This is a genomic window from Curvibacter sp. EU05-FHT14A10 (assembly GCF_058791075.1).
Genome location: NZ_JBYTDE010000019.1, coordinates 1 through 12,665, shown reverse-complemented (window position 1 = coordinate 12,665; position 12,665 = coordinate 1). Strand labels below are relative to the sequence as shown.

At 67.0% G+C, this 12,665-nt stretch carries 9 protein-coding genes; 6 read left to right on the top strand and 3 right to left on the bottom strand.

The features are described 5' to 3' along the window. Positions 1–132: 132 nt before the first annotated feature. Positions 133–3,726: an indolepyruvate ferredoxin oxidoreductase family protein gene (locus AC3WUT_RS25740; protein WP_492349913.1), complete on the bottom strand. Its 3,594-nt coding sequence runs from the start codon at positions 3,724–3,726 to the stop codon at positions 133–135. Between the two features lie 343 nt (positions 3,727–4,069). Here AC3WUT_RS25740 and AC3WUT_RS25735 point away from each other — a divergent pair, with 343 nt between their 5' ends. The 4 genes from AC3WUT_RS25735 (at position 4,070) to AC3WUT_RS25720 (ending at position 8,307) form a co-directional block, all read left to right on the top strand. Continuing rightward, complete coding sequence (locus AC3WUT_RS25735; RefSeq protein WP_492349912.1) at positions 4,070–5,476, top strand: alkaline phosphatase; 1,407 nt, start codon at positions 4,070–4,072, stop codon at positions 5,474–5,476. A 38-nt stretch (positions 5,477–5,514) separates the two neighbouring features. Then, positions 5,515–6,951 carry an alkaline phosphatase gene (locus tag AC3WUT_RS25730; RefSeq protein ID WP_492349911.1) on the top strand — a complete coding sequence of 479 codons (1,437 nt, stop codon included), beginning with the start codon at positions 5,515–5,517 and terminating at the stop codon, positions 6,949–6,951. Next, positions 6,951–7,676 carry a hypothetical protein gene (locus AC3WUT_RS25725; protein ID WP_492349910.1) on the top strand — a complete coding sequence of 242 codons (726 nt, stop codon included), beginning with the start codon at positions 6,951–6,953 and terminating at the stop codon, positions 7,674–7,676. The genes AC3WUT_RS25730 and AC3WUT_RS25725 overlap by 1 nt, the downstream gene beginning before the upstream one ends. Before the next feature lie 127 nt (positions 7,677–7,803). Then, positions 7,804–8,307 carry an Lrp/AsnC family transcriptional regulator gene (locus AC3WUT_RS25720; RefSeq protein WP_492349909.1) on the top strand — a complete coding sequence of 168 codons (504 nt, stop codon included), beginning with the start codon at positions 7,804–7,806 and terminating at the stop codon, positions 8,305–8,307. A gap of 31 nt (positions 8,308–8,338) precedes the next feature. Here the strand turns inward: AC3WUT_RS25720 and AC3WUT_RS25715 are convergent, their stop codons facing one another. Both AC3WUT_RS25715 and mltA read right to left on the bottom strand, forming a co-directional pair. Continuing rightward, on the bottom strand, positions 8,339–10,246 hold the full coding sequence (locus AC3WUT_RS25715; protein ID WP_492349908.1) for a PhoX family protein: 1,908 nt from the start codon (positions 10,244–10,246) through the stop codon (positions 8,339–8,341). A gap of 124 nt (positions 10,247–10,370) precedes the next feature. Then, on the bottom strand, positions 10,371–11,612 hold the full coding sequence (gene mltA, locus AC3WUT_RS25710) for a murein transglycosylase A (RefSeq protein ID WP_492349907.1): 1,242 nt from the start codon (positions 11,610–11,612) through the stop codon (positions 10,371–10,373). Between mltA and AC3WUT_RS25705 the strand changes: the two genes are divergently transcribed. Next, positions 11,545–11,685 (top strand): hypothetical protein, encoded by a 141-nt coding sequence (locus AC3WUT_RS25705; RefSeq protein WP_492349906.1) that lies wholly within the window; start codon positions 11,545–11,547, stop codon positions 11,683–11,685. The two genes, mltA and AC3WUT_RS25705, sit on opposite strands and share 68 nt — an antisense overlap. A gap of 93 nt (positions 11,686–11,778) precedes the next feature. Next, the gene (locus AC3WUT_RS25700; protein ID WP_492349905.1) at positions 11,779–12,432 is read left to right on the top strand and encodes a YiaD family glycine zipper/OmpA-like lipoprotein; all 654 of its coding nucleotides are present in this window, start codon (positions 11,779–11,781) and stop codon (positions 12,430–12,432) included. The last annotated feature ends 233 nt before the right edge of the window (positions 12,433–12,665 follow it).

Genomic DNA, 12,665 nt, shown 5'->3' with positions numbered 1-12,665 from the left:
AAGGCCGGCCCGGGCCGCGCCCACCGGCGGGTCCGGGACAAATCCGAGCCCGGCAGAGGGCCTTTGTAGCGTCCATGGACGCGCTGAGGGCAGGGCCGGGCGGGGCCGGCAACCCCGCCACACCCAGGGGCATCAGGCCGCCTTGCGGGCAGCGCCACCCTGGCGCCACTCAGCCAGCAATTGGCTCCAACGCTGGCGGGCCGCCACGAGATTGCGCTCCTTGACGTGGCCATAGCCCTTGATCTGCTCGGGCACCTGGGCCAGATCGAGCGCCAGGGCATGGCGCTCGGCACTCAGGCCCGCGCACAGCTCCTCAACCAGGGCCTGGTACTCGGTGATCAGGGCGCGCTCGGTGCGGCGCTCCTCGGTTCGGCCGAACACATCAAAGGCCGTGCCACGCAAGCCCTTGAGCCGGGACAGCAGTCGGAAGCCCGTGAGCATGGCCGGACCGAAGGTCTGCTTGACCAGGTGGCCCTTGGCATCCTTCTTGGCCAGCAACGGCGGCGCCAGATGGTAGTTGAGCTTGTAGTCGCCCTCGAACTGCGCCGCGATGCGGGCCAGGAAGGCCGGGTCGCTGTGCAGGCGGGCCACCTCGTACTCGTCCTTGTAGGCCATCAGCTTGAAGGCCTGGCGGGCCACGGTCTCGCTCAGCGCGGTCTTGCCCAGGGCGGTCTCGGCCTGCTGCACCCGGCCGACCAGGGCCCGGTAGCGCTCGGCATAGGCGGGGTTCTGGTAGGCCGTCAGGAACTCGACCCGGCGCGCCACCAGCGACTCGACCGTTTCGCGCGGCTTGAACTGCACCACCTGGCTGGGGGCCAGCACCTGGCGCACCAGCGCCGGGTCATGCGCGGCCAGACGCCCCCAATGGAAGGCGGTCTTGTTGGCCTCGACCGCCACCGCATTGAGCTCCATGGCCCGGGTCAGGGCCGCCAGGCCCAGCGGAATCCAGCCACGTTGCCAGGCATAGCCCAGGATCATGGGGTTCACATACAGGCTGTCGCCCATCATGCGGGTGGCCAGGGTTTCGGCATCGAAGGCGCCCAGGCCTTCACCCACCGCCCGCGCGATCTGGGCGGCGCAGGCCTCGGCCGGGTTCTGCCAGTCGGTGTTGCGCACGAAGGCGGCGGTGGGCGTGCTGTGCGAGTTGAGCGCCACATGGGTGCGGCCCTCGCGCATGCGCATCATGGTCTCCTTGCCTGCGGCCACGAGGGGATCGCAGCCCAGGATCAGGTCCGCCGCGGCCATGCCCACCCGGGTGGTGCGGATGTCGTCCTGGCGTTCGCCGATCAGCACATGGCTCCAGGTGGCGCCCCCCTTCTGGGCCAGACCGGCCGCATCCTGGGTGACGATGCCCTTGCCTTCCAGGTGGGCGGCCACGCCCAGCAGTTGCCCGATGGTGATGACGCCAGTGCCGCCCACACCGGCCACCACGATGCCCCACACCCCGCCATGCTCAGGCGTCAGGGTGGGCAGCGTGGGTTGAGGCAGTTGGGCCAGTTCGAATGGCGACGGGGCCTGACCCTTGGCCTTTTTCTTGAGTTGGCCACCCTCCACCGTGATCAGGCTGGGGCAGAAGCCCTTGAGGCAGGAGGTGTCCTTGTTGCAGCTGCTCTGGTTGATGGTGCGCTTGCGGCCGAATTCGGTCTCCAGCGGCTCCACGCTCAGGCAGTTGGACTGCACGCCGCAGTCGCCGCAGCCTTCACAGACCAGCTCGTTGATGACCACCCGCTTGGCCGGGTCGACCAGGCTGCCGCGCTTGCGGCGGCGGCGCTTTTCGGTGGCGCAAGTCTGGTCGTAGATGATGACGGTGGTGCCACTGAGTTCGCGGAACTCGCGCTGCACGGCATCCAGGGTGTCGCGATGCTGGATGGCGATGCCCGCGGGCAGGCCCTGAACGCCCGCGTACTTCTCGGGCTCGTCGGTGACGATGGTGATCTTCTGAGCCCCTTCGGCACGCATGCTCTGGGCAATCTGGATCACCGAGTGCCCTTCGGGGCGCTCGCCTACCTGCTGGCCGCCGGTCATGGCCACCGCATCGTTGTAAAGGATCTTGTAGGTGATGTTGACGCCGGCCGCGATGCTCTGGCGCACCGCCAGCAGACCACTGTGGAAATAGGTGCCGTCGCCCAGGTTGGCGAACACATGCTTTTCGGTGCTGAAGGGCTGCTGGCCCGTCCAGGGCACGCCCTCACCGCCCATCTGCGTGAAACCGACGGTGGCGCGGTCCATCCAGGTGGCCATGAAGTGGCAGCCGATGCCGGCCATGGCGCGCGAGCCTTCGGGCACCACGGTGCTGGTGTTGTGCGGGCAGCCCGAGCAGAACCAGGGCTGGCGGTCGGCGCCCTTGACGCCCGCCACCTCGATCACGTTCAAGGCGCTCTGTTTGGCCTCCAGGATGGCCAGTTGGGCGTCGATGCGGGCCGTCAGGTCGGCCCCGGCGGGCAGCAGCCCCAGGCGACGCAGGCGCTTGGCGATGGCCCGCGCGATCAGGGCGGGGGTCAGGTCGGCATTGGCCCGCAGCAAGGTGTTGGCCGTGGGGTTGGGGCGGGCCCACTCACCGCCGCTGAAGTCACCCTCGCCTTCATCGAACTTGCCCACCACATTGGGGCGCACATCGGGCCGCCAGTTGTACAGCTCTTCTTTCAGCTGGTATTCAATGACCTGCCGCTTTTCCTCGACCACCAGGATCTCCTGCAGGCCGGTGGCGAATTCACGGGTGAGCTGGGCCTCGAGGGGCCACACCACGCCCACCTTGTGCAGCCGGATGCCCAGGGCCCGGCAGGCGTTGTCGTCCAGCCCCAGGTCCAGCAGGGCCTGGCGGGTGTCGTTCCAGGCCTTGCCGCTGGCCATGATGCCCAGGCGGTCGTTGGCCCCCTGCACGGCGGTGTAGTTGAGGCGGTTGGCGCGGATGTAGGCCAGGGCGGCGTACCACTTGGTGTCGAACAGGCGCGCCTCCTGGTCCAGCGCATGGTCGGGCCAGCGGATGTGCACGCCGCCCGGGGGCATCTCGAAATCGGTGGGGATCTGGATCTGCACCCGGTCCGGGTCGATCATGGCGGTGGCACTCGACTCGACGATCTCCTGGATGGTCTTCAGGCCCGACCAGACGCCGGCGTAACGGCTCAGGGCAAAGGCATGCAGGCCCAGGTCCAGGATCTCCTGCACCGTGGACGGGAAGAACACCGGAAAGCCGCAGGCCTTGAAGATGTGGTCGCTCTGGTGGGCGGCGGTGGAGCTTTTCGAGATGTGGTCGTCACCGGCCACCGCGATCACGCCCCCCCAGGGCGTGGTGCCCGCCATGTTGGCATGCTTGAACACATCGGAGCAACGATCCACGCCCGGGCCCTTGCCGTACCAGATGCCGAACACGCCGTCGAATTTCTGCGTGCCGGGCGGCGCAAAACCCAGTTGCTGGGTACCCCACAGCGCGGTGGCGGCCAACTCTTCGTTGACCCCAGGCTGGAACACGATGTTTTGCGCCTTCAGGTAGGCACTGGCCTTCCACAAAGCCTGGTCATAGCCCCCCAGTGGGGAGCCCCGGTAACCACTGATGAAGCCCGCCGTGTTCTTGCCCACCTGCGCATCACGCAGGCGCTGCAGCATGGGCAGCTTGACCAGGGCCTGCACCCCGCTCATGAAGGCCCGACCGTAGTCCAGGCTGTACTTGTCATCCAGCGTCACGGTTTCCAACGCGCGGCGGATGTGTTCGGGCAAAGGGGCGTTCATGGCTTGTCTCCTGGTGGGCCGACTCGGGCGGCCCTGGGCGGGATTTTTCAGAAGTGGACGGGTGGTAACAAACGCCACCACCGGCTCGGGAAAGTGTATGCGGCCTGCTCTGATAAGTCTTTGCTAATAGTGCCCATGAAAGGCGATGAAAATTCAATATCTTTCTCAAATCGACTTACAAAGAAAGATTCATTCCAGATTGGAAAAAAATCAGCAATTTCCAAAATCACAACCCAGCACCCGGAAAGGCCAAATACCAATAGCAACCCTGGGGCTGTCACAGCACTTTCATGAAGAAGTTACAAATTTAAAGACTTTGTAAAGACCCCTTGCGGAGTAACTCATGAAATCCTGGTTGATCGCGTCCACCCTGGCGGTGGCCACCCTGACGGCCTGCGGCGGCAGCAGCAGCACCCCGCCCAAGAACGTGCTGTTCTTTCTGGGCGACGGCATGGGCCTGACGACCCTGACCGCCGCCCGCATCTACGCGGCCGGTGAAGACGGCAGCCTGACCATCGACACCCTGCCCGAAAGCGCCTTCGTCAAGACCTACTCGGCCGACGCCCAGGTCACCGACAGCGCGCCCTCGATGTCGGCCTACATGACCGGTGTGAAGATGAACAACGAAGTCATCTCGATGAGCCCAGACACCTCGGCCTACAACAAGACCAGCTTTGCCGACTACGTGTCGGGCGCCGACAGCACCTGCCCCACCAGTGGCAATGGCAACAGTGTGCCCACCTTGCTGGAGATCGCCAAGGCCAAGGGCCTGGCCACCGGCGTGGTAACCACCACCCGCATCACCCATGCCACCCCGGCCGCCACCTACTCGCACATCTGCCACCGCGACGGTGAAAACAGCATCGCCGCCCAGATGGTGCCCGGTGGCAGCGGCTACAACAGCGCCCTGGGCGATGGCGTGGACGTGGTCTTCGGTGGCGGCCTGCGCCACTTCCAGCCCAAGGGCAGCACCGGCAGCAGCCGCAGCGACAGCCGCGACCTGGTGGCCGAGATGAAGAAGGCCGGCTACAGCTTTGCAGGCTCGCGCACCGAGTTCAACGCCCTGCCCGCCAGCGGCAAGCTGTTGGGCCTGTTCACGTCCAGCCACATGTCCTACGACCTGGACCGCGACAGCAGCAAGGAACCCAGCCTGGCCGAGATGACCACCCGCGCCATCGACCAGCTCAAGGGCAACCAGGCCGGCATGTTCCTGATGGTGGAAGGTGGCCGCATCGACCATGCGCTGCACGAAACCACCGCCCGCAAGGCCTTGCAAGACACCGTGGCTTTTGACAACGCCATCAAGGCCGCCATCGACAAGATGCAGGCCCTGGACCCGGGCCTGAAGAACACCCTGATCGTCGTCACCGCCGACCATGACCACACCCTGGTGCTCAATGGCTACGCTGCCCGCACCGGCAAGACCTCGGACAGCAACCCCGGCGTGCTGGGCCTGCTGCGCAGCTATGTGGACGGCCTGCTGTCCAAGGACACGGGTGGCAATCCCTTCACCATCATCGGCTTCGGCAACGGCGAAAACCGCCAGGCCACCCGCACCGCACTGACCGATGCCCAGGTGTTCGACAAGACCTACCACCAGGAAGCCACCATCCCCGTGGCCGCAGGCAGCGAAACCCACGGCGGCGCCGATGTGTTCCTGGGCGCCATCGGCAAGGGCGCCGACAGCTTCACCGGCGTGATCGAGAACACTGCCGTGTTCGGCCTGATCCGCAATGCCATGGGCCTCTGATGAGCGCCGCCACACACCCCCGATCTGGAAACACCGCCATGAACCCCTTGAACCTCTCCCTGCCCCGTGGCCCGCGCTTTGCCCAGCGACTGCTGGCCCTCACCCTGGGCGCGCTGTGCGCCGGCCAGGCCTTCGCCGCTGGCGAAGCCAAGAACGTGATCTTCTTCCTCGGTGACGGCATGGGCCCGGTCACCGTCACCGCCAGCCGCATCTACAAGTACGGCGAATCGGGTCAGTTGACCATGGAGACCTTGCCGCGCACCGCCCGCATCAAGACCTATTCGCTGGACGCCCAGACCACCGACAGCGCCCCCTCGATGGCGGCCTACATGACCGGCGTGAAGATGCGCAACGAGGTGCTGTCCATGGACGGCAACACCCTGGCCATCAAGCCCGGCACCGACACCAGCGTGAGCCCGAGCGTGAGCAACGCCATCAACAACTGCCCGGCCACCGGCAACGGCGCCAGCGTGCCCACCCTGCTGGAACAGGCCATTGCCGCCGGCAAGGCCACCGGCGTGGTGACCACCGCCCGCCTGACCCACGCCACCCCGGCCGCCACCTACTCGCACATCTGCCACCGCGATGCCGAGTACCACATCTCACGTCAGGCGGTGCCCGGCGGCGCCGGCTTCAACACCGCGCTGGGCAAGGGCGTGGACGTGATGCTGGGCGGCATCAGCTACTTCTGGCGCCCGTTCAACGCCACCACCACCCCCAAAGGCCGCCCCGACGGGCGCGATCTGGTGGCCGAGATGCAGGGCCAGGGTTACACCTTCGTGAGCGACCTCACCAGCCTCAACGCCGCACCCAACGGCCGCCTGCTGGGCTTGTTTGACCAGGCGCTGTCGCAAGGCCACATGTCCTACGAGCTGGACCGCGATCCGGCCAAGGAGCCCAGCCTGGCCCAGATGGCCACCAAGGCGGTGGACGTGCTGTCGAAGAACGGCAACGGCTACTTCCTGATGGTCGAGGGCGGCCGCATCGACCACGCCCTGCACGGCACCAACGCCAAGCGCGCGCTGGCCGACACCATCGCCTTCGACGACGCTGTCAAAGCCGTGCTGGCCAAGGTCGACCTGAGCAACACCCTGGTGGTGGTGACGGCCGACCACGACCACACCATGGCGTTCAACGGCTACTCGCACAAGGGCAACGACATCCTGGGCAAGAGCACCAACAACCGCACCAAGCAGACCGCCCTGGCGGCCGACGGCAAGCCTTACACCACCCTGGTGTTCGGCAACGGGGGCGGGCCGCGCAAATCGGTGCGTGACGACCTGAGCAACGTCGACACCTCGGGCAACAAGGACTACCTGCAGGAAGTCGGTGTGCAATTGGGCAGCGCCGGCTCGGAAACCCACGGCGGCGGCGACGTGATGCTGTTCGCCACCGGCGCCGGCAAAGCCCCGTTCAAGGGCACGCTGGACAACACCCGCGTGAACACCCTGGTGCGCCAGGCCTTCGGCTTCTGATGCGCGCGGCGTCCACAAAGCCCCGCTCGTCACGCCGCCACCTGCTGCAGGCCGCGCTGGCCTGCGGTCTGGCAGCCACCGCACCCTGGGCCGGCGCCCAAGGCGCGGTCCAAGGCGTGGGCACGGGCCCCAGCCTGGACCTGCAGGTGCGCCACACCAGCATTTCGCTGGGTGCCGATGGCGTGAAGCGCACGGCAGAGTTCAGCGAACGGGTACACCGGCGCCCGCAGATGGTGTGGATCGAACGCGTGATCCCGCCGCATGCGCACTCCGAGGAAGAGCACGCCAAGGGCCACCAGGCCCACAAGCACCTGGACGTGGCGGCCGCCGCTCGCTGGGTCACCCGCGACGAGCGCGGCGAGCCGCGCCTGCGGCTGGTCTCGGCCGAAGACAAGGTGGTGATCGACATTGCCCGCACCGACTATGGCAACGTGGGGTTTGACGGCTCCTGGCCCGCCGCCTGGCACCTGATCGACCCCACCGTGCTGCAGCAGCTCAAGGCGGCCGCGCCAGTGGGCGACACCACCACCTACACGCGCCAGGACGCCCACGGCCGCCTGACCGTGGTCTGGAACCACAAGCTGATGGTGCCGGTGAGCGTGGAGTCGAGCGGGCCCCAGGGCTCGCGCAAGACCGTGGTGCAGACCATCGCCGCCCCCGCCACCCCGCCCTGGACCCGGCTGGACGGCTACGGCAAGAAGGACTACTCCGACTACCTCGACTGAGTCCACCGAGGCTTGCCCCCCAGGCCGGCGCCCAGCGCCGGCCTTTCTTTTTCTGTTTGTCGGCTATGCTGCGGCCCTCGTCCCTTCCATTCGACCCTTCCTTTCGCACTTTTCGCCGTCTCACCCCGTGGACTCCCTCGATAAATTCGACATCGCCATCCTGAGCGAACTGCAGGCTGATGCCCGGCTCACCAATGCCGAGCTCTCGCAGCGTGTGGGCCTGTCGGCCGCGCCCTGCTGGCGCCGCGTGCGGGCGCTCGAAGAGGCGGGCTACATCAAGGGATATCGGGCCGAGATTGACCGGCACAAGATCGGCCTGGGCGTGCTGGCCTTTGTGCGCCTGGACGCCGAGCGCAACACCGGCGACGCCACCAAGCGGCTGGAGGACGCGATCCGCCAGCTGCCCGAGGTGATCAGCTGCCACTACATCAGCGGCACCGGCACCTTCGAGCTGCAGGTGGTGGCGCAGGACCTAGACAGCTTTTCGCGCTTTGCGCTGAAAAGCCTGATCAACCTGCCCAATGTGAAAGACCTGCACACCAGCTTCTCGCTGGGCGAGGTCAAGGCCAGCAGCGCGCTGCCGCTGGGGCACCTGACGCCGGCCGGGGGCAGGGTCAACACCCCCCGCTGACCCGACCGGCAATGCCGGCCGATTAAACCGATCAGGCCTGAGGCGTGAGCCCCGTCAAGTAGCCGACCGAGGCGCCGAAGCGGTCCTTGAAGTTGGCGCGCACCAACGGGTCCAGCGTGTCCCTGACCTTGTCATGCAAGGGCTTCTCCCAGTCGCCCGGGTGTTGGAAGTTGCTCATGATGTAGGTCCAGCCGTTGATCTCGTCCACCGCGTGCAGGCCGGTCGATTCGGCGCCCGAGGGGCAGGACAGGAGGCGCGTGAGCTGTTTCGTGTCCACGTGGTAGGCCCACAGGAAGTTGTTCACGTGCATGCCGCTGTCCTCACCGATGAACAGGGTGCGCAGCTTCTCGGAGAACTTGATGTTGTCGGGGTTGGCAATGTGGTCGGCATGGGCCAGGTTACCCAGCGCGTCGGGGGTCTTCAGATCCACCCCGACCAGGGCGGCCGGGGGTTCCATGTGGGTGGACACCCAGTCGCTGTCGATCGCCTGGCCGCTGCTGTCCTTCTGACCTCCCTGCAGGATGTGCTCGTAGACGGCGCCGGCCTTGGGGCCTTGCACGCGGATGCCACCCGAGCCATCCAGCATGCTGGCCTGGACGTAGGACATGGCTGAATAGGCGCGCTTGTCCTTCGCATTGACCGTGGTGCCCTCCATCTTGGTGAAGCCCAGGCTGCCGCCGACCAGGGCGGCATAGCGGTGGGTTTCGAGGAAGGCGGCGGCCTTTTCCATGCCAGGCTTGAGCTTGACCCAGTTGAACTTGCCGTTGAAGGGGATGCGGGTGTAACTGGCGTCAGCCGGGTCGCTGGTCTTGACGTCCATGATGTCGCCGGGGCGGATGCCGCCGTCCACCAGGGCATGGATCTCGGCGCTGCTCGCATGGCCCAGACGGATCCAGCCGATGTCACCCGCCCCCGGGCCCACGCCCGAGGTCTGCTTCCAGGTGGCCACATACAGCGTGCCCGAGGAGAGGTCACGCGGACGATCGGCCACGAACATGAACAGGCCACCGTTGGTGGCGTCGTCCCCCATCAGCGCCGTGCGCTCGTCGGGCATCACCTGCACCAGCTCGTGCGAGAGGCGGCCCATGCAGTAATGCTTGGCGATGCGCCCCGTGCCATCGGGCAGCACCGTCACCTCGGGCAGGTGGCCATAGTGATAAGGGTTGGCCTTGGCTGGGTCGCCATACAGGTTCTGGCTGAAGGCCTTGAACTGGGCGTTGCTGGCCACGGCGAAGGCATCGGGTTCGTACTCTTCGCTGGACAGGTGCGTGTTCCAGGGCGACAGGCTGGCGCCGCAGGTGATCCACAGGCCCTGCACGCCCGAGGTGTCCACATTGTGGTACTTGACCACGCTGAGGGCGCCGGTGGTGGGGTTCTGGTCCAGTGTGATCACGGCGATCGGCGAGGGCAATTGCCCGTAGGTGGCGGCACCGGCCTGGTTGCGCGTGGCGTATTCGAACTGAACCACGGCAAACACCGTGTTGCCCTTGACCCCCGCCACCTGGGCCTTGGGCAGGGTCAGCAGCGAGGAACCATCGGGGCAATCGGAATAGAAATGACGTTCGCGCCCAGGCACCGAGCGGTCCAGGATGGGCTGGTTGCGGATGTCGTAGTACCCCCCCGCCAGCACCTGGCCGCCTTGCCCGTCGGGCAGCATTTCGCCGGTCATGAAGAAGGGCTGGTAGGCCAGGGCCTGGGTACGCTGACTGCCGTCGGCCAGGGTCACGCTCAGGGCCGACTGCACGGTCGTCGTGGCCATGGCCTGCGGGTGGGCCAGCGTGGGCGCGGCCATGCCTTCAAAACGCACCGAACGGAAGGCGGCCGGGCGGGCCGCCGGGGTGCTGGCACAGCCTACCAGACCGCCCAGGGGAAACAGGGGTGCGGCGGCCAGGGCGCGCAGCAATTGGCGGCGTGATGCGGTGTTTGAATCTGCGGACATGGGACGATCTTTCCAGTTGGGGTGGGCGAGACTGCAGGCCAGGACAGGACAAGCCCGGCCAAGCCGGGCAGACTAGGCCGCCGTCATGACAGCTTCATGACCCCCGGAAAGACCGGGCCGGCGCTCAGCGCGGCCACAGCGCCCACAGGCGCAGCGGCTGCTTGAGGCGGCCGGCCAGTTCGCCGGCATCGGCCCCCCAACCGGCAAAGTAGTCGGCCCGCACCGCACCGATGATGGCGCTGCCCGTGTCCTGCGCCAGCACCAGGCGCTGCAGCTGGGCGGTGGGCCCGCTGGAGGCCAGCCACAGTGGCGTGCCGTAGGGGATGTTCTGCCGATCGACCGCAATCGAGCGGCCCGGCGTCAGCTCCACGCCCTGGGCGCCGCGCGGGCCCTGGCTGGCGTCGCTGCTCGACAAGGCCTCCTCACGGAAGAACACGTAGCGCGGGTTGCTCCACAGCAGCTCGTTGGTGCGCTGCGGGTTCTGCGCCAACCACTGGCGGATGCCGGGCCAGGTGGCGTCGCGGGTCTGGCCCTGGTCGAGCAGCCAGCGCCCCACGCTCTTGTAGGGCTGGTCGTTGGTGCCGGCAAAGGCCAGGCGCACCAGGCGCTGCGAGCCATCGGGCTCGGTGATGCGCAAACGGCCTGAGCCCTGGATGTGCAGCACCAGGGCCTCCACCGGGTCGGCGATCCAGGCAATCTCGCGTCCGCGCAAGGCCGCCTGGGCCTCGGGCAAGGTGTCGATCTCCTGACGGGTGTACCAGGGGCGGCGCTGGTTGAGGGTGGCAGGGGCGCGGTACAGCGCCACGTTGTAACCATTGCCAGGCAGGCGACTGGCCGGGATCACAGGCTCGTAATAGCTGGTCAGCAGGCCCTCGGCCTGGCCTTCCAGGCTCTCCACCCGGTAGGGTTGCAGGCGGCGCACCAGCCAGCCCAGTTGCTCCTCGGGCGTCGCGATGCTGAGCTGGCGCACTTCGCCGCACAGCGGGGCAAACACGGGGCCGGGGCGCTCGCAGCTCTTGATCCAGGCGTTCCAGGCCTCGAACAACGGGTCTTGCCCCAGGCCGGGCAGCTCGGCCCAGCGCACCGGCACCCAGCGGCTGTTGCCCTGCACACGCGGCGGGGGCAAGGGGCGGCTTTCGTCCTCGCTCAGCGTCCAGCCGGGCAGGGGCGCTGCGGGCTCACCAGCCGGGGCCGGGGAGGTGGCCGGGGCCGTCGGGCTGCTGGAGGGCGGGCTCGCGCACGAGGCCAGCATTCCTACAATGACGGCCGTCACCGCCTTCCACAGGAGTCTTTTCATCATGGGTCTGATTTTGCTTGAAGCCCTGCTGGCCTTGCTGGTGCTGGTGGCGATTGTCTGGTGGACCATGTTTTCGGGTCGCCGCGGAGGTGAACCGTCGCGCACCGAGGACGCAGAAGCCGAAAAACCACACAAAAAATAGCACTTTGGGCCGGGCACTGCGCGGCAATTGCGCTTACAACGCGGGTTCACCGTCTGTTCAATGACGGTCTGTTGATCAAGGAGAGAACCCCTCATGCGCAAGCACACCCCATCCTCATTCATTCTGATCCCCGTGCTGGCCGCTGCTCTGCTGAGCGGCTGCGCCGACATGAGCGAAAACCAGCGCCGCACCGGCACAGGCGCCGGCATCGGCGCCCTGGCCGGCGCGGTCCTGAGCTCGGCCACCGGGGGCAACGCCGGCACCGGGGCGGTGGTGGGCGCCGGCATCGGCGCCCTGGGCACCTACATCTGGTCGCGCCACATGGACGAGCAAAAGCGCGCCATGGAGCAGGCCACGCAAGGCACGGGCGTGACGGTGGTGCAGACCGCCGACAACCAACTCAAGCTCGACATCCCGAGCGACATCTCGTTCGACACCGGCAGCGCGGTGGTCAAGCCCAACCTGCGCCCCATCCTCGACCGCTTTGCTGAAGGCCTGCGCAACAACCCGCGCGCCGAGGTGCGCATCGTGGGCCACACCGACAGCACCGGCAGCGATGCCGTCAACAACCCCTTGTCGCAGGACCGTGCCGCCAGCACGCGCGACTACCTGGTGGCCCGCGGCGTGCCTTTCGACCGCTTCATGGTCGAGGGCCGGGGTTCGCACCAGCCGGTGGCCAGCAATGACACCGCGGATGGGCGGGCGCGGAATCGGAGGGTGGAGATTTTTGTGGGTGAGAAGGGGTAAAGGGTCATCCTTCGGATTGAGGCGGGCTGCATCTGGATGATGTGCCTTGTCCACTGGGTTGTGGTCTTGTTGCGCCGCTGCGCTCTGTTCCATCTGCTGCTTGTTTCAGGGCGGAGGCCGGGATTGCGCCCCGGCGGGCGCCTCACTTTCTTTGCTTCGCCAAAGAAAGTAAGCAAAGAAAGGCGACCCGACGTGCACGCCCTGCTGCGCAGGGTCCGCTGCGCTGCTCAACT

Coding starts and splice junctions, on each gene's coding strand:
- AC3WUT_RS25715 (WP_492349908.1), bottom strand. CDS start 10,246: ATGTCCGCAGATTCAAACACCGCATCACGCCGCCAATTGCTGCGCGCC.
- AC3WUT_RS25730 (WP_492349911.1), top strand. CDS start 5,515: ATGAACCCCTTGAACCTCTCCCTGCCCCGTGGCCCGCGCTTTGCCCAG.
- mltA (WP_492349907.1), bottom strand. CDS start 11,612: ATGGTCCACCAGACAATCGCCACCAGCACCAGCAAGGCCAGCAGGGCT.
- AC3WUT_RS25700 (WP_492349905.1), top strand. CDS start 11,779: ATGCGCAAGCACACCCCATCCTCATTCATTCTGATCCCCGTGCTGGCC.
- AC3WUT_RS25735 (WP_492349912.1), top strand. CDS start 4,070: ATGAAATCCTGGTTGATCGCGTCCACCCTGGCGGTGGCCACCCTGACG.
- AC3WUT_RS25740 (WP_492349913.1), bottom strand. CDS start 3,726: ATGAACGCCCCTTTGCCCGAACACATCCGCCGCGCGTTGGAAACCGTG.
- AC3WUT_RS25705 (WP_492349906.1), top strand. CDS start 11,545: ATGGGTCTGATTTTGCTTGAAGCCCTGCTGGCCTTGCTGGTGCTGGTG.
- AC3WUT_RS25725 (WP_492349910.1), top strand. CDS start 6,951: ATGCGCGCGGCGTCCACAAAGCCCCGCTCGTCACGCCGCCACCTGCTG.